The organism is Aquibium sp. ELW1220 (genome assembly GCF_030398385.1).
In the GTDB taxonomy this organism is placed as follows: Bacteria; Pseudomonadota; Alphaproteobacteria; order Rhizobiales; family Rhizobiaceae; genus Aquibium.
This window is the reverse complement of the sequence record NZ_JAOAOQ010000001.1, coordinates 389,374-405,034: the sequence shown is the minus strand read 5'-3', so window position 1 is coordinate 405,034 and position 15,661 is coordinate 389,374. Positions and strand designations below refer to the sequence as shown.

The window sequence follows — 15,661 nt, the reverse complement described above, 5'->3', positions numbered from 1 at the left end:
GTGTGGCTCGCGCGATGTTGTCGGCAGGATTGGCCTAAGCAACCGAATCCTACGCCAAATCAACCGCTTATGCTACATCCGCCAGCCTTGAGAAAACGCCGTCATGAATAAGACGGGCTAGACGCTGCGTGTGTTTCCGCGATTGACGGATATCGGACGCACTTGACCGCTGATGGCAGTTCAACCCTGCTTTCGTGGAAGCTCTCCGAGGTTATCGGGCTCATGAGATCTGCCGCGTCGCGCAGGGACGATTATGAATGGCTGAATCTGTTCCGCCTGCGCTACTTGGATCTGGATGCCAGCGAATTGCAATGGCAGGAGTTCAATCGGAAGATGCCGCCATAGAAAAAATCCCCACGGCGAGAAGTCCGTCGAATGGCCCCTCCATAAGCTTCTGCAGCTTATTGGCTACCGTCTGAAGTGGCGGAGTCCCGCGATGTTCCACCGCATCAGATTGAACTGGGATCGTTCCTGCCTCGCTCCCGCTTGGGGAACCGATCTCGCTCTCCCTAAACTCTATCGCCTTTTTCGATTTGTCAGCACCGAAATCTGTTCCACCGCCACTTTCAAATCGTCATCTTGGAGTTTCGCTACTAGCGCCGAAAGAGCGGCTTCCATCCGCACCCGATCAGGTGACCGCTCCTCCGCAATCTCGAAAAAAGTCTTCACGGGAACTTCGAGGGCTCGCCCGAGAAGAATCAGCGTTTCGAAGCTGGGCCAGGCCAAGCCTCGTTCCCATTGCGATACCGCGTCGACGGATCTCCCCGTTTTGCTCGCGAGTTCCTCCTGCGTGAGGCCGCGCTGCTTCCTCAATTCCCGGAGAATCACACCGAACTTGTCGACTGCGGACATGGCAAATCAATGCGCTGCCCCCCAATCTCGCGGAACCGACTATGATCCGTGTTATTTTTTGACATCCGTATCTTACTACGGATTTTTGTTGATCAGCTTTGGGGGCTCGGCTATCCCTTCTGCCGCGTGACGCCGTCGCGTCCGAAAGGCAGAGGTGTATCAGATGGAAGCGAGTCCGGTTGGTCCGATCGAGTGCCCCTATTGCGCGGAGCTGATCAGCGCAAAATCGAAGAAATGCCGACACTGCGGCGAAATCCTCGATCCTCAAATGCGTGAGCTGGAGATGCTGAAGAAGCAGCAAGGCGGGCCGCACGTGTTCATGAATGCCGGCGGAGGAGCAGCGAGCGCAGCGGCGTCTACCTCGTCGTCATCCAGCAATGGCTCTCAGCAGCTCCGCCGCTTCCCCCACTGGATGCACATCCTGCTGACGATCTTCACCGGGCTGTTCTGGCTGCCGATCTACCTGCTGATGTTCATTTTCCGGAACCGAACCATCTACTATTGATCGCCGGAGGCCCTTCGTCAGAAGTCTTCCAGCGTTCTGCCTCGGTCCGAACCCGTCACATTTCCCGACTGGTTCGTGACCTCCGCCACCAGGTGTGTCGGATCATCATCCTGAAGAATGACGCGGCGTGTGATCCCGTCAGCCAGCTCGACCGTGAATGTCCGATTGTACCGCCGAGCTTCAATGCTGGTTTTCTCGATATGATCCAGGATCGCCTGCCGCTCCCGAACGTCGATATCGGCGGTGGTCAGCAGTTCCTTCGCCTTCTTGAACTTCGGCCGTGTCCCTTCGACTGCAAGCGTCAGCGACCGGATCATAGTCCGCAAGCGGTTGGCGACGATCGCGCGCTTTTCGAATGCATCTTCCCCGCTGGTTTTCTGAAGATCGGAAATCAGGTCGATCAGCTCCGCTGAACCGATCTCAGGCACCTGCGCCAGGTCAGCAAGTTTTTCGACCAGGTGAGCGCGTTCGTCTCCACACTGCCCCAGCTCTGTCTCGCATTCGGCCAACCGCCGCCGAACGTAGTCCGTCGTCGACTGAGGGTCCGACAGCAGATCGAAAATCCGATCCCGCTTCGCCTCCAATTCCCGGATTTTCTCGTCCAGAGCCAAGAGCTTCTGCTCGAATGCATCACGCTCCGACTTGTCAGCAGCGGCCTGGAGGACACCAGCCAGATCGATTTCCCGTACAAAGTAGAGGAACGATGCCTCGAAGTCGGCATACTTCCATCCTTTCGTTTCGCATCCCAGGTTGCGAACGGCGTTGGTACACTTCAGATACTGGCCACCTTTGGGTGGAACCCCCTTGTGGACGAAACGCATCGGGGAACCGCAGTACTCGCACTTGGCGATTTTGGTGAACAGGTTCCGGTACTCCGGTCCCTTTCGGCCAGCACCCTCGACGCGCCTCACCCGTCTCGCAGCTTGGATTCGGAGGAACTGATCCTCTGTCACCACGGCAGGAAAGTAGTCCGCGATCGGCTCCCCGTGTGGAATTCGGTTCCCGCTGTCGTCGTACCGATGCGGCTGAAACTCCCCTATGACCGACCGATTGGTGAGGATCTTGGTCACATACGACTCGTGCCATCCATTTGATTTCGAAAACGTTGGAACACATGCGAGGTTTAGCCGGCGAGCGATGGCGTACGAGCCCATCCCCTTTTCCGCGTCCTCAAAGATCCTGCGAACCACCTCCACCCGGTCCTCGATCACGGCAAAGCTCTTGCGATCGTCCGCCAGTCGCAGCCATGCCGGGCAGACCTTGGTCAGCTTTTTGTCGGCGATGTTCCGCCGCTTGTTCTCCCAGGCAGCGCCGACGCGGATGCTCTTCGTCTTGGACTCTTCGTACGCGCGGCTCAGAACGACGATTGAGTAGACAAGCTCTCCGAGATCGGTTTCTCCCGCGCGGTACAGGTGGTTGTCCGAAAGGGTGACGATGTTGATGCCGCGTCTGATGATCTCCATGAAGAGCGGAACGGATTCCATTATCTTCTGGCGGCTGATCCGATCGAGCGACTCCACCAGCAGGTACGACCCGCTGGCAATTCGGCCGTCGGTGGTCAGTTCGAGAAATCGGCCAAGCGCACCTGACGACCGATTGGCACCGGTGAATGCCGATACGCCGATATCCTCGAGCTTGAAGTCCTCAACCAATTGCAGACCATGCTGCTCGGCATATCGGATCGAAGCCTCTTGCTGGCGTCGGAGGCTGTCGCCCTTCAACTGAATGTCGGTCGACATCCGGATGTATGAGTAGGCAAGCGGTTTTGCGGCTTCTGGCATGCCCCGTCAGATACGGTGCCGATCGTCTCGGGACAACAGTCGAGATTCGGCGACTCGATACATCTCCGTATATGGCGAAACCAAGTGGCGGGATACCTTGAAGAAGCTCGGTACATTGGATCTAGCCCTCACTATTGGCCCAGTTTGGGAGACCGAGCTCGTCTCCTCCGCCTACGCGTAAAGCGTTATCGGCCGCACTTCAGGAAGCGACATTGACAAAATAGAATGAACCGCATCCGAGAGGCTGTCGACACCTACCTTTGAACGATACCGCCAATGTCAGAAGTTGAGAGCGAATTCATCGAACTTTCGAGAGAGTTTGCCGAAGCTCCTATGTAACAGAAATCCGATTAATGGGATCGCTATCGCCGCTTCGTCGGCGACTGCTACCGACTGGTCCCGGTACAGCCGCGGCGCCTATGCCGCGGATCAGGTCGAAGCGAGACCAACCCCCGCAGGAATGTGGCAGGGCGATTCGTCGAGCCATGGGAGTGGCGGCGCGGTGCGCGGGAGGCACGCCCCTCCCGCGGCAAATCACGCCATGTGCAGCATTGGTCGCCTGGCCTCCGAAGCGAGCGCTACGCGCAGGTGAAGCGCAAGGCGGCCACTGTGCGTGGCTACGACGGCAGAGCGCCGCTGCGCCATCATTCGGCGAACAATTGAATCACCTGAGGTTTGAGCAGAGGACGCAAGCCCCGAAAAAGATATGCCGGACGCCATGATGAATCGCTTCTACTTCGACTTCCATGACAGCGAGGAACCTGACGACGAAGGTGTTCAACTCGGCTCGCTAGATGAGGCTGTGAGCTTGGCTGCTTCCACCATGGCGTTGATGGCGGGGCGCGCGAACGCCCTGCCAAAGACGAAAGGGGTCACCATCCGCGTAGGTCACTGCAAAGTTGCCGTCGTCGCCTTAGCGATCGAAGTGCATCGATTGGTGTAGTCCCCAGAGTTGCGAAGCAGGCGACACCAAGATGCGCAGCCGATCAATGCTCCCGGATATTCCCGTCCTCAAGATCGAAAGCACCGACGTTTACCTGCTTGTCGAAATTGTCCTGCAGGTCGCCCCACGTGCCCATGTAGGCTCCGCAGCTACTGCAACTAATTGGCGAGCTTTCCACAACCTCATCAGAAATTTCCAGTGCGATGGTGCCGCACCGTTTGCAATCCAGTTGCTTGCCCATCGTTTATGGTGGCATGCGGGCCGGTAGATAGCAATCGATGAAGAGAAGGAGACAGGCTGGTTGGCGTCGCCGATGGAACCGAAAGTTGGCCGGTACGTTCACTCTAGCCAAAGTGGCAAAGTCGGCGACGGTTTACCACTCCCCCCCCTCCGTCGATCGTCGCCGACTTCCTCATTGGCAGATCTCCCGCAAGCACGATTTAATGTCTGGAAACGCGAACTAAGCGGCACGGGTCCTATCCTCGATCGGCGGGCCAAAGTACTTCCTTATGTGGTTGACCTTCGCGGCCGTGTTTGTCGACTCTTCGAACTTGATCCCGAATTCTCCTGGTTCACGCCAAAGCGTTCGGCCGATGATCATCCCAAGCTCTTCACTCTCGACCTCGACATCGTCGCCGGTCCAAATGTCCACCACGGTATCCGTCGAAATGCGCATTCCTTCTTCAGAAATGTCGAGGGCGTACCCCTGATACAAGTTGTTTCGCACACGGATTTGGACTCGAATTCGGCACCGGAACCGAGTTAGCCCCCGTCGGTCAACGATCATAAAATCCTCCCAGCTTTATTAGTTGACACTGAAACGCTAGGTGGAGGCGGCTTGCTCAATCCTTACTGTAAATATTCGAATTTTATCGAAATCTTGCGACCCAGCGGAAGCGCTGGCGACTGCTCTGTTTAGATCGCCTTGCGAGATACTTCTCGCTATGAAGATGAATTTAGCGCATTTTGACCGCGAGCGGTTTCGAACAGAACAGGCGGCTTTTCTGGTCCGATGCTGCTGTTCCGCTTATGTTACAGCCAAAGCGGCTCTCGTTTTGGTCCAGCGGCACCATCGGTTGCGCAACGGACAAGAGAAAAACGGCGAACCGGCCAAACTCCGCATCTGTTCATAGAGGCCGAGCGCCTGGCCGTAACTGGCGGGTTGCGCTAGCGGCGTTCGTGGCCGCACTGGAGCGGATGCCCCGGTCGATGCTGATGATCCGCAATCGCGCGAGGATCATTCAGATAGGCGTTGGAAAGACGCTGAAACGAGAGGGAGGATTTCGGCCCGCCTAGTGGTGAACATCGAACGCTTGGCATCAAAGGGGGTCGACTTTCACAGGGTGGGGGAGCGGACCGACCGCGTATAGTCGACGGAACTGAGAAAGCCGCCAATGCGCCACGTTTTGTTCGTCCGAGAGCTGACGTTGCAATGGCATCCCCCAACCGAGATTAGCACTATCGCGGACTGTCTCACGTCCCGGAAGCATTATTTTGCAAGCGGCGCTGCGACTTCCCGTATATATATGGGGTTTCACGAATCGCCAGTAGTCGTGCGAAGCGGGGAAGCCGATGGACGAAGATAAGCGCTTACGACGGCTAAATGAGAGCGCCGAAGACCTTGGGCGTCACATCGCCAGCCCCGGCAATTTTCCCGTCGAGGATCATATAGACGTCACCGAACTCGAGGGCTTGCGTGACACCTTTGGGGTAGACCCGGACAGCATCAACGCCGATGATCTAGCCCGCATCATACTTGTCCGGGAAGCACTCTATTCCGTAGTCGAACAGGTAGCCGACATGGATGAGGATGGGCGTCATTCGGTCGCCCAACTCCTCAATACCTTGAACCGCCTTTATGTGGACGCCGAGGCGTACCTGAAATCGCGAAGTGCATTAGTGGCTTCTGCGGATAGGGTGCTCGAAGAGCAGCGGCACACGCGCCCAATTCAGATTAGCCCCACGGGTGCGGTCGGGCAGACCATCATCAATGTGTCGAATGAGGTAATCAACAATGTCTCAGTGACAAACAAGCACATCAACATCCACATCCTTAATGGAGTGAACCTTAATGTCATGAAGAACCTCCGGGTTCAGATACGGCGCCTCAGCGCCAGCGCATTCGCGGTCAACGTCAAGGTGAATGCGCGCGTGATGTTCGAGGGGACGGTCCAGTTTCTTACAGCCACGGCCGACCGGGTCCTGTCTGACTTGCGCGCCATCGCAGAGAGCCTCAACGAATCGTTTGGCTCCGCTGAGGCCATCGTGAAGTCGCTGGATAGCGTCATCAAGTCAGGCACAAAATTCGTGAAGGTGGTGGGTGCTCTCATTCAGGACGCCCTAAACGACGACGGCGAAATTACGGAAGTCAAACTCACCCTCCGAAACGGTACATCGTCAAAGGCAATCACAAGCGGCATTTCTCTGGCCAACGGTGGCGCTGCCTTTTTCGTTCGCGGGGGGGGCGTCACCGTCATTTCGTCGAATGGCCAGCTGACGAACCAGTCGACTGATGCTCAAGGAACTGTGAACTCGGTGGCAGAACTATCCGACGGACGTCTAGTGATGGCTACGGGCAACGGCCCTGCGGTCTGGACGCCTCGTTTCAAGGGCGGAGGAACGAGCACATCGCGATATCGAGACAATGTCCTTGCCGTAGCGGCTCAGCATTATGAGGGCGTAGAAACCGCGATCACCGCTAATTCTTTCGGTGAACTCGACCGCTGGTGGTTTCCAGGCGGCCGCCCAGACTATCATGGGCCACCTGACTATTTGCAGAAGTTGCAGGAGCAGCGTCGCAACCGGCGAGAAAGACTATCGCGGGTGAGGTCCATAATTCCGATGGGCGGACGTATCGTCGTCGCGCGGGAGAACGGCGTTTGTATCTATGGTGCCGATTTGGATGAATACCGTGAAATTCCTTTCGTCAAGCCTATCGGCGCCATGTGCCAGCTCAATCAGACGGAGCTAGTCGTCGTCGGCGATGCGCTGGTTGCGATTGTGGATACAGCACATGGCAACCCGGTGCGCCTGCTTCCCGTGCCCGGAGATGCATCCTACATCTCGGTTGTACCGTTGAAAGAGTACGTCATCGCCGCCTGCGACTCCAAAGGCCGGGTTGTGGCAATAGATACCCGGTCAGGGGCTGAACTCGGCGAGCTTGATACAGCGATGGAAACACGCGGGCTCGTGATTGCCGGAAAGATGCTGATCGCATACGGCGGCGCATGGAACACCGTTTCTCGGTCAATCGCTTATATTCTTTGGGAAGAGTTGGCACCCGCTCCAATTTCCTAAACTGGCGAAGTGCTAAGTTGGCTGCAAAGAGGGGACAATCGTTCTCAGGTTGCTATGGCGACGCACCGAGCGGTGACACTGCGTCGTCTCCAACCAATTCGCTCGATTAGCAGCCGTCCAGTTTCCCTCACAGCGAAAGTCCATGTAGCGGCAACAAATTAATACACCTCAACATCTGCATCCCGACCTTGCCGGGTGCGATCATCACCTGAACGTCCACCGGCACCGCCTCGATGCCCTGGAAGGCAACCGTGCTCACGCGTGAAACCATGCTGGTCCCCTCTTTCGATCCTGCCGCACAGCAACGGCGCCGCCGCGCCAGGACGATGCCGGAGATCAGCTAAGCACAAGCTTGACGTGACGGCAAGAACAATGCGTGAACATTCTCGTTGCCGAGATCAGCTGCGCTTTTCTTCTGCCGGCGTTGCGTGCTGACGGCCGCGCGCCGCGGCGGCTTCGGTGATGTCTTCGACCTTCACCTCGCGTTCGGCGGGGAGGAAGCGGCGGCCTTCGCGTGCGCCGATCTCGAGGTCGGTGGCCGCCCGCAGCATCGCCTCTCGCAGTTCGCAATGCATGTACCAGGCCGAGGTCGGGTCGGCGGCCGTCGCATAGAAGCGGACCAGCATGCCGCTGGCGTCCTGCCCTATGACCAGCACCTTGGCGCTGTCCTTGTCCATCGCCTTGTCGTTCTCGTCGACGAAGGTCCGGAAGCGGTCCCGCAGGGCGTCGACGTCGGCCATGTGGTTGAGCCGCAGCTCGAAGACCTTGGTCAGCGACGGGCCGCTTGGTCCAGTTCTCGAAGGGCTCGGAAACGAAGTAGGTCACCGGCACGATCAGCCGACGGTTGTCCCAGGTCTTCAGCTGGACGAAGGTGAAGTTGATCTTCTCGACATAGGACCACTGGCCCTCGAACAGCACCGAATCGCCGATCGTGGCGGCCTTGGAGAGCGCGATCTGCAGGCTGGCCATGATGTTGCTCAGCGCCGAGCGCGCGGCGAAGGCGAGCACCAGCGTCAGGATGCCAGCCGATCCGACCAGCGCCAACCCCGTCGTGGCGAGCAGGTTCATCTGGGTGAAGACAAGGCCGATGAAGAAGATCAGCACGATGACGAGGCCGATCCGCCGGAACGCGGAGAGATTGGTCTGGAAGTCGCGCGTCGATTCGTTGTCCGGCTTCTCGAGGTCGGCCACGTCCTCGGTCAGGCCATGCTCGATCACCACGTCGATGATGCGGACCAGGATCAGGAGCGCGCCGCCGAGCAGCAGGAACAGGAGCAGCGGCTTCACGAAGGTGTCGATCGACACCGAAAAGACGAAGAGCGTTCCGGTCGCCGACAACGCCAGCGCGCCGGACGCGATCAGCGAGAGCGGAACCGCAAGCGCGGCGGCGAGTTCGCCAGTCACGCCCGGCTGCAGCCGCTTTCCGATCCCCTTCGCTGCGCGGTAGAGTCCGAAGCCCAGCAGTGCCGCCGTGGCGAGCAGCAGCGGCAGGAACACCACCTCCCACAGGGCCAGACCGGCCAGGACAGTCCTCTTGGCCCATCCCGGCAGGCCCCTTTCGAAGGCGGTCGCGCCATACTTGGCGTGGAGCGCGGGCACATTGTCCACCGTCTGCGCCGAGAACAGCCAGACCGGATCGCCGTCCGGCGGCTTCAGGCGCGAGAGGCGGATCGGCACGGGGCGCCCGTCAAGGTCGATCAGCGCCAGACGGATGGAACGGCGTGGTTCGCCCGCCAGGGGGTCGTTCGAGCCGGCGCTGGGGTCGAGCCCGTCGGGCCGGTCGGGCAGTTCGTTCCAGTCGATCCAGACCTTGCGGTCGATGAGCTCGTCCAGCTGGCGGGCCAGCATCGGGCCGATCTCGCTCTGGCGGGCGGGATCGATCCTGGAAAGGTCGAGCAGGTGGGCGGCACGGTCGAAATCACCGCCGCTGCTGTGAAAGAGGAAACTCTCCACAGCCGCCTGCGGCGTCTCGCGGTCGATCTGCGGCGCCGGGAGGAGACCGATGTTCAGAGCCTCGACCTCGAAGGTGCGGCGCGTGCCGTCATCCTGCTGCGCCGTCGCGGCACCGAGCCAGGAACCGGCGAAAATGATGCAGACCGCCAGGAGGGCTCGTTTCAGCACCGTCATCGCCTGCAATCCCGTCCTGGTTCGTCGATACCGACGGGACGAAACCCGCGGCTCGTACCAGACTTAGGCCTGTCGCGGGCGATGACTACCTTTGGCGGCCGCCGGTCAGCCGACCTTCTCCTCCACCGCGTCCCAGAACAGCGCCGCGATGTCGGCGCCGCCGAACTTCTGCACCTCGCGCACGCCGGTCGGCGAGGTGACGTTGATCTCGGTGAGATAGCCACCGATCACGTCGATGCCGACCAGCAGGAAGCCGCGCTCGCGCAGCGACGGGCCGATGCGGGCGCAGATCTCGTGCTCGCGGTTGGTGAGCTCGGTCGCCTCGGCGCGGCCGCCGACATGCATGTTGGAGCGCGAATCGGTCTCGGAGGGCACGCGGTTGATGGCGCCCACCGGCTCGCCGTCGATCAGGATGATGCGCTTGTCGCCCTTGCGCACGTCCTTCAGGTAGCGCTGGACGATGTAGGGCTCGCGGAACATCTGGCCGAACATCTCGAGCAGCGAGGCGAGATTGCGGTCGGCCTCGGCCAGGTGGAAGATGCCGGCGCCGCCATTGCCGTAGAGCGGCTTGACGATGATGTCGCCGAATTCCTTGCGGAAGGCGGCCACCTCGCGCGGATCCTTGGTGATCAGCGTCTCCGGCATCAGATCCGGAAACTCGGTGACGAAGATCTTCTCCGGGCTGTTGCGCACCCAGGCCGGGTCGTTGACGACCAGCGTCTTCGGGTGGATGCGCTCCAGGATGTGCGTGGTGGTGATGTAGTTCATGTCGAAGGGCGGGTCCTGGCGCAGCAGGACAACGTCAACCTCGGTCAGGTCGAGCCGCTGCTGTTCGCCAAGCGAATAGTGGTCGCCGCGGACGTCGCGCACCTGCATCGGTTCGGCCCATGCGAACGCCTTGCCGTCGCGCAGCGAGAGCTTGTCGGGGGTATAGTGGAACAGCTCGTGGCCGCGCCGCTGCGCTTCAAGCGACAGCGCGAACGTGGTGTCGCCCGCGATCGAAACGGTTGCGACGTGGTCCATCTGCACGGCTATTCTGAGCGACATGGAGCATCCTCCGGAGACAGGCTTCGGCTGAGCCATGTAGACAAAAGCCGCAGGGATGCCAATGCGCAAGCAGCCCTGGCCCAAAGGGAAGCACGATGCGCAGCGCCGACGATCGCCGGGGCTTGTCCGCTACACGCTTCCTAAACGGTTCTCGTCCATGGTGCGTCGCAGTCGCGGAATGGCTCCTGATCGGATGAGAACGGCAGCGCTTGACATCGAAAGACCGGAGGAGGCGTCGGACGTCGGCCTGACGGACATGCTCACCGGTCTCGGCAACACCCGGCGCTTCCTGGCGAAGATCCGCAGGCTCATCGCCGACCGGGCATCGGACCCGGCGCCGTTCGTCGTCGGCATCGTCGACCTCGACGGGTTCAAGCCGGTCAACGACCTCTTCGGCATGGCGTCCGGCGACGAGATCCTGCGTCAGGCGGCGATGCGGCTGAGGGCGGCGCTCGATTCGCGCTGCACCATCGTGCGGCTTGGCGCCGACGAATTCGGTTTCCTGCTGCCGCTGACGTTCAGCGAGGCGGCGGCGGGCGAACAGGCGCGGATCCTGATCGAGGTGCTGTCGGCGCCCTACGATCTCGGCGAGCGCAGCGCGCGCCTGTCGGCATCGATCGGCTGCGCACTCTATTTCACCGCCGCCGAAGGTGCCGAGGACCTGATCCGCAAGGCCGAGACGGCGCTCTACGACGCCAAGCGCGCCGGGCGCGGGAAGGTCGTGGTCTATTCGCAGGAGATCGAGGAGAAGGCGCGGCGCGTCACCCTGATCGAGCAGGCGCTGCGGCGGGCGGTGGCGGCGGGCGAAGTGGAGCCGTGGTTCCAGCCGATCGTCAGCCTCTCGACCCGGCGGGTGCTCGGCTGCGAGGCGCTGGCGCGCTGGACCGACCGCGACCTCGGTGTCGTCTCGCCGGGTGAGTTCATCCCGATCGCCGAGGAACGCGGCATCATCGGGCAGCTTTCGCAGGTGCTGCTGCGCAAGGCCGCGCGTGCCGCGGTCGACTGGCCGGTGGAGGTCTACCTGTCCTTCAACCTCTCGCCCTCGCAACTCGTCGACCAGAACACGAGCGAGCAGGTGCTGTCGATCCTGAAGGAGACAGGTCTGCCGCCGAACCGCCTGCAGATCGAGATCACCGAGTCCGGCATGATGTGCGAACCGGCATCGGCCGAAAAGATCGTCGAAGATCTTCGGGCAGCCGGCATCCACATCGCGCTCGACGATTTCGGAACCGGGCAATCGAGCCTCGGAAGGCTGCGGCAGCTGCATTTCGACACGATCAAGATCGATCAGTCCTTCGTTGCCGCCATGCTGACCGACCAGCCGACGCAGCATATCGTGCGCGCCATCCTGGCGATGTGCGACGGGCTGGAAAAGGACGTCGTCGCCGAAGGCATCGAATGCGAGGAGCAGGCCGCGCGGCTGGCCTTCTTCGGCTGCCAGAAGGGCCAGGGCTATTTCTTCGGCCGGCCGATGCGCGCCGAAGCGACGGCGGCGCATGTGCACGGCTACGCCGCCAGCGCCCGCACGGCCCAAGCATAGGATTCCGGCACCTCGCGCGGCCCGGTCGTCGTGCGGGGTCTTGCCGGCCCGCACACAATCTCCCATACGAAGAGAGGCAAGCGGGCAAGAGGAGGCCGGCATGACGGTGGACCTGCGCTTTCCGGACCTGGCTGACGCATCGGTCCTGATCACCGGCGGCGGCACGGGCATCGGCGCCTGCCTCACGGAGGGCTTCCTGCGGCAGGGCGCTCGCGTCGCCTTCATCGACATCGCCGACCGCGCCAGCCGCGACCTCTGCCGTCGCCTGGAGGCGGAGACCGGTCGCGAGGCGCTGTTCCTGCACGCCGATCTGCGCGATCCCGGCGCATTGCGCGAAGCGGCCGACATGGCCGGGCACCAGAACGGGCCGGTCGGGGTTCTGGTCAACAATGCCGCGCTCGACACCCGCCACGCGATCGAAGACGTGACGCCGGAGTTCTGGGACGAGAACCAGGCGATCAACCTGCGCCACCAGTTCTTTGCGGTGCAGGCGGTGACGCCGGGCATGAAGGCTGTCGGCCGGGGTGCGATCGTCAACTTCACCTCGACCGCCTTCATGATCAATGGCGGCGGCTTCCCCTCCTACACGGCCGCGAAAGGCGGGGTCGTCGGCCTGACCAAGGGACTGGCCGGCGCGCTCGGCCCGTTCGGCATCCGCGTCAACGCCATCGCGCCGGGCTGGGTGCTGACGGAGCGCCAGCGGGCGCTCTGGGTGACGGAGGAGGCGCTGAAAGCCCATATCGACCGCCAGTGCCTGAAGATCGAGATCCAGCCGGAGGACATGGTCGGACCTTGCCTGTTCCTCGCTTCGGAAGCCTCGCGGGCGATGACGGCGCAGACCCTGATCGTCGATGCCGGGAGCGTCTGAACGGCGACGGGGACGGCGGGCGGCAAAGAGAACACTGTCGGGAGGAGAGACGGATCCATGGAAGACGGCGGCTACACGGTGCTGTGCGACATTGGCTGCACGCTGGGCGAGGGACCGTCCTACGATCCGGCGAGCGGCAAGCTGTTCTGGTTCGACATCGAGGGCTGCAGGCTGCTGGAGAGAGCCTTTCCGGACGGCCGGACCGTGGTCCACGCCCTGCCCTTCATGGCCAGCGCGATCGGCTTCGTCGACGAGCGGCGCCAGCTGATCGTCGCGGAAGACGGGCTCCATCTGCGCGATGCGGAGAGCGGCACGCTGACGCTGCACACGCCGCTCGAGGCCGGGGACAAGACGACGCGATCGAACGATTCGAGGGTTCATCCCGGCGGCGCGTTCTGGATCGGCACCATGTCGAAGCGCGAGGAGAAGGCCGCAGGCGCCATATACTGGTTCTTCAAGGGCGAGTTGCGCAAGCTCTACGGCGACATCACCGTGCCGAACTCGATCTGCTTCTCGCCGGACGGGACGATCGCCTATTTCACCGACACGCCGACGGGCCTGCTGATGAAGGTGTCCTGTGATCCGGTCAGCGGCCTGCCGCTCGGCGAACCGGAGGTCTTCGTCGACTGGCGCGGCCGGGAGGGCTACGTCGACGGGTCCGTGGTCGATGCCGACGGCGTGTTGTGGAACGCCCGCTGGGCGGGCGGCGCGGTCGACGCCTGGAGCCCGCGCGGCGAGCGGCTGAAGTCCATCGCCCTGCCCGCGAGCCAGTCGACCTGCCCTGCCTTCGCCGGCCCGAAGGCGGAGCGGATGATCGTCACCTCCGCCGCCCGCGGCCGGGACCTTGCCCGCGAGCCGCTGGCCGGCCGGACCTTCCTGCTCGACCTGCCGATGCGTGGCCGGTTCGACCCGCGCGTAGCGCTTTCCTGACCGTCGCGGGTCACGGTGCCCGCGGTGGAAGATGGTTTTTCTTGCTGTGGCCCTCTCGCCGGAATTGCGCATTCGCGCGCTTTGTCGATAGTCTGCGCCGACCGATCCCGCCGCCATGGGCGGCCGGTCGTCCGAACAGACATATCGAAGGCTTCGGGCGGCATCTGGCACGCCCGCCGGGGGCTCCATGCGGAAGACGCCGATCCTGAAACTCGTCTACGAACCCGAACAGGCCTGCCGCCTGCGGCTCGCGGCGCAGGGCTTTCCGCCGCAGCGGGCGCTCGAGATTTCGTCATATCTGGCGCAGGCGACCGACATTGCGCCCGAGTTCGACGCGATCGAGGCCGAATGCCGGCACCGCGGAATGGGGTTCGTCCCGCTGGCGCTCGATGACCTGCCGCGACTGATGGGAGCCTGCGATCCGGAGACGACGCTGGTCTGGACGCTGACCGACGGTATCGCCTATTTCCGCGGCGGCGCCGCGCCCGCCATGGCGCGGCTGGACAGCCTGCCGGTGTTCGGCGCCGACGATTCCCTGTTCGGCCTGTGCCAGGACAAGTTCAGATCCGGCGCCGTGCTGCGGGCGCTCGGCATGCCCGCGCCCGAAGCCGGCCTCGCCCGCAATGGCACCTGGATCGTGCCGCCGCCCGCCGCCGAGAACGGCTACTTCGTCAAGCCGAACAGGCTCGGCGCCAAGATCGGGATCTGGCCGGATTCGCATTGCCGGTCGCCGGAGGAGGCGCTGGAGATCAGCCGCCGCATCCACGACCACTACCGCGACGACGCGATCATCCAGCGCTACGTTCCGGGACGGAACGTGCGGGCGAGCTTCCTGGCCGTCGAGCCGGGTTGCGGACCGGAGGCGGTGGGCGTGGTGTTCGTCGATTCAGGCGGCGACTTCCAGACGATGACCGACAGTCTTGCGCTCTACGGCGACACCGGCAGCGCGGCGCGGGCCGACGGACGCTACGCCGAGCCGCAGATCGTCAGCGTGGCCAGCCGCCAGCCCGGCGCGGATGCCGTCATCCGCGGCCTCTGCGAAAGGCTGATGGCGCACCTGGGTCTGCGCGACGTGTTCTCGGCCGATTTTCGCGTCGAGGCGGACGACACCGTCCACCTCCTCGAATTCGAAGTCTGCCCCGGCCTGCCCTGCTTCGACTTCCGGGATTATTGCGGCCGCCAGTGGAACCTGTCGCTTCCGGAAGCGATCGCCGAGACGGCCGCGCGGCGGTTCAGCTGACCTTGGCGATGCAGACCGGCGTGTGACCGGCGCGGATGAAGCCGAGCTTCTGGGCGGCGGCCTTCGACAGGTCGAGCACCCGGCCCCGCGCGAAAGGACCGCGGTCGTTGATGCGCACGACGACGGACTTGCCGTTGGCCTTGTTCACGACCTTGATCTTGGTGCCGAAGGGAAGGGAGCGGTGGGCGGCGGTCATGGCCGCAGGATTCATGCGCTCGCCCGACGCGGTCTTGGACGTCAGCGCATACCAGGACGCGGCGCCACACTGGGCGGAAGCGGTTCCGGTGGAGAAAGACAAGGCGAGGGATGCCGCGATCATGGCCGCGGCGGCGTTCAGTCGATGTCCCATTCTTCGGGGATGCTCCGATTGTTTCGATGGGACGGCTCGCTATAGCGTGATTGTGGCCTTCGATACCCTTCGAGGCAAAGCTGCGGGTCACTCTTTGAGTCCTCACGAAATACTACACAGAGTCATCGGGTCTCTCACCTGCCTGTCGGCGAGATTCATTCTCATGGCCGGATGAGCTTGTG

At 62.2% G+C, this 15,661-nt stretch carries 15 protein-coding genes and 1 pseudogene; 8 read left to right on the top strand and 8 right to left on the bottom strand.

The features are described from left to right. Nucleotides 1-162: 162 nt before the first annotated feature. A complete protein-coding gene (locus tag N1F91_RS01925) occupies nt 163-345 on the top strand; it encodes a hypothetical protein (RefSeq protein ID WP_289989737.1) in 183 nt (60 codons plus the stop codon). A 171-nt stretch (nt 346-516) separates the two neighbouring features. Here N1F91_RS01925 and N1F91_RS01920 read toward each other — a convergent pair whose 3' ends face one another. Then, nucleotides 517-852, bottom strand: a complete 336-nt coding sequence (locus N1F91_RS01920) for a helix-turn-helix transcriptional regulator (protein WP_289989735.1) — start codon at nt 850-852, stop codon at nt 517-519. Nucleotides 853-1,015: 163 nt separating this feature from the next. On the opposite strand from N1F91_RS01920, the gene N1F91_RS01915 reads away from it, so the two are divergent. Further along, nucleotides 1,016-1,357, top strand: coding sequence for a hypothetical protein (locus N1F91_RS01915; RefSeq protein ID WP_289989771.1), 342 nt, complete (start codon nt 1,016-1,018; stop codon nt 1,355-1,357). A 17-nt stretch (nt 1,358-1,374) separates the two neighbouring features. Here N1F91_RS01915 and N1F91_RS01910 read toward each other — a convergent pair whose 3' ends face one another. Continuing rightward, entirely contained in the window at nt 1,375-3,138 is a 1,764-nt protein-coding gene (locus tag N1F91_RS01910) for a recombinase family protein (protein ID WP_289989734.1), read from the bottom strand. 718 nt (nt 3,139-3,856) lie between these two features. On the opposite strand from N1F91_RS01910, the gene N1F91_RS01905 reads away from it, so the two are divergent. Then, nucleotides 3,857-4,081 (top strand): hypothetical protein, encoded by a 225-nt coding sequence (locus tag N1F91_RS01905; protein WP_289989733.1) that lies wholly within the window; start codon nt 3,857-3,859, stop codon nt 4,079-4,081. A gap of 43 nt (nt 4,082-4,124) precedes the next feature. Here the strand turns inward: N1F91_RS01905 and N1F91_RS01900 are convergent, their stop codons facing one another. Beyond that, a complete protein-coding gene (locus N1F91_RS01900; protein ID WP_289989731.1) occupies nt 4,125-4,322 on the bottom strand; it encodes a hypothetical protein in 198 nt (65 codons plus the stop codon). Between the two features lie 219 nt (nt 4,323-4,541). After that, entirely contained in the window at nt 4,542-4,868 is a 327-nt protein-coding gene (locus N1F91_RS01895; RefSeq protein ID WP_289989728.1) for a PilZ domain-containing protein, read from the bottom strand. A gap of 785 nt (nt 4,869-5,653) precedes the next feature. On the opposite strand from N1F91_RS01895, the gene N1F91_RS01890 reads away from it, so the two are divergent. Further along, nucleotides 5,654-7,378, top strand: a complete 1,725-nt coding sequence (locus N1F91_RS01890) for a hypothetical protein (RefSeq protein ID WP_289989727.1) — start codon at nt 5,654-5,656, stop codon at nt 7,376-7,378. Between the two features lie 169 nt (nt 7,379-7,547). Here N1F91_RS01890 and N1F91_RS01885 read toward each other — a convergent pair. From N1F91_RS01885 to gshB, 3 genes and pseudogenes are all read right to left on the bottom strand, one after another. Continuing rightward, nucleotides 7,548-7,649, bottom strand: a pseudogene (locus N1F91_RS01885) (ATP-binding protein); the annotation flags it as partial. A 65-nt stretch (nt 7,650-7,714) separates the two neighbouring features. Continuing rightward, nucleotides 7,715-9,505, bottom strand: a complete 1,791-nt coding sequence (locus tag N1F91_RS01880; RefSeq protein ID WP_289989725.1) for a mechanosensitive ion channel domain-containing protein — start codon at nt 9,503-9,505, stop codon at nt 7,715-7,717. Between the two features lie 105 nt (nt 9,506-9,610). Then, a complete protein-coding gene (gshB, locus tag N1F91_RS01875) occupies nt 9,611-10,552 on the bottom strand; it encodes a glutathione synthase (RefSeq protein WP_289989723.1) in 942 nt (313 codons plus the stop codon). A gap of 193 nt (nt 10,553-10,745) precedes the next feature. On the opposite strand from gshB, the gene N1F91_RS01870 reads away from it, so the two are divergent. The 4 genes from N1F91_RS01870 to N1F91_RS01855 all read left to right on the top strand — a co-directional run bounded on the left by N1F91_RS01870 (nt 10,746) and on the right by N1F91_RS01855 (nt 15,130). Further along, a complete protein-coding gene (locus tag N1F91_RS01870; RefSeq protein ID WP_289989722.1) occupies nt 10,746-12,092 on the top strand; it encodes an EAL domain-containing protein in 1,347 nt (448 codons plus the stop codon). Nucleotides 12,093-12,192: 100 nt separating this feature from the next. After that, the gene (locus tag N1F91_RS01865) at nt 12,193-12,960 is read left to right on the top strand and encodes an SDR family oxidoreductase (RefSeq protein ID WP_289989719.1); all 768 of its coding nucleotides are present in this window, start codon (nt 12,193-12,195) and stop codon (nt 12,958-12,960) included. Nucleotides 12,961-13,017: 57 nt separating this feature from the next. Continuing rightward, nucleotides 13,018-13,890: an SMP-30/gluconolactonase/LRE family protein gene (locus tag N1F91_RS01860; RefSeq protein WP_289989717.1), complete on the top strand. Its 873-nt coding sequence runs from the start codon at nt 13,018-13,020 to the stop codon at nt 13,888-13,890. Between the two features lie 187 nt (nt 13,891-14,077). Continuing rightward, complete coding sequence (locus N1F91_RS01855; RefSeq protein ID WP_289989715.1) at nt 14,078-15,130, top strand: D-alanine:D-lactate ligase-like protein; 1,053 nt, start codon at nt 14,078-14,080, stop codon at nt 15,128-15,130. Here the strand turns inward: N1F91_RS01855 and N1F91_RS01850 are convergent. Then, on the bottom strand, nt 15,123-15,449 hold the full coding sequence (locus tag N1F91_RS01850) for a septal ring lytic transglycosylase RlpA family protein (protein ID WP_289989770.1): 327 nt from the start codon (nt 15,447-15,449) through the stop codon (nt 15,123-15,125). The two genes, N1F91_RS01855 and N1F91_RS01850, sit on opposite strands and share 8 nt — an antisense overlap. Nucleotides 15,450-15,661 lie beyond the last annotated feature (212 nt).

Bases quoted from the DNA above. Each gene is read 5' to 3' on its own strand.
- N1F91_RS01920 (WP_289989735.1), bottom strand. From the start codon at position 852: ATGTCCGCAGTCGACAAGTTCGGTGTGATTCTCCGGGAATTGAGGAAG.
- N1F91_RS01915 (WP_289989771.1), top strand. From the start codon at position 1,016: ATGGAAGCGAGTCCGGTTGGTCCGATCGAGTGCCCCTATTGCGCGGAG.
- N1F91_RS01910 (WP_289989734.1), bottom strand. From the start codon at position 3,138: ATGCCAGAAGCCGCAAAACCGCTTGCCTACTCATACATCCGGATGTCG.
- N1F91_RS01905 (WP_289989733.1), top strand. From the start codon at position 3,857: ATGATGAATCGCTTCTACTTCGACTTCCATGACAGCGAGGAACCTGAC.
- N1F91_RS01900 (WP_289989731.1), bottom strand. From the start codon at position 4,322: ATGGGCAAGCAACTGGATTGCAAACGGTGCGGCACCATCGCACTGGAA.
- N1F91_RS01895 (WP_289989728.1), bottom strand. From the start codon at position 4,868: ATGATCGTTGACCGACGGGGGCTAACTCGGTTCCGGTGCCGAATTCGA.
- N1F91_RS01890 (WP_289989727.1), top strand. From the start codon at position 5,654: ATGGACGAAGATAAGCGCTTACGACGGCTAAATGAGAGCGCCGAAGAC.
- N1F91_RS01880 (WP_289989725.1), bottom strand. From the start codon at position 9,505: ATGACGGTGCTGAAACGAGCCCTCCTGGCGGTCTGCATCATTTTCGCC.
- gshB (WP_289989723.1), bottom strand. From the start codon at position 10,552: ATGTCGCTCAGAATAGCCGTGCAGATGGACCACGTCGCAACCGTTTCG.
- N1F91_RS01870 (WP_289989722.1), top strand. From the start codon at position 10,746: ATGAGAACGGCAGCGCTTGACATCGAAAGACCGGAGGAGGCGTCGGAC.
- N1F91_RS01865 (WP_289989719.1), top strand. From the start codon at position 12,193: ATGACGGTGGACCTGCGCTTTCCGGACCTGGCTGACGCATCGGTCCTG.
- N1F91_RS01860 (WP_289989717.1), top strand. From the start codon at position 13,018: ATGGAAGACGGCGGCTACACGGTGCTGTGCGACATTGGCTGCACGCTG.
- N1F91_RS01855 (WP_289989715.1), top strand. From the start codon at position 14,078: ATGCGGAAGACGCCGATCCTGAAACTCGTCTACGAACCCGAACAGGCC.
- N1F91_RS01850 (WP_289989770.1), bottom strand. From the start codon at position 15,449: ATGATCGCGGCATCCCTCGCCTTGTCTTTCTCCACCGGAACCGCTTCC.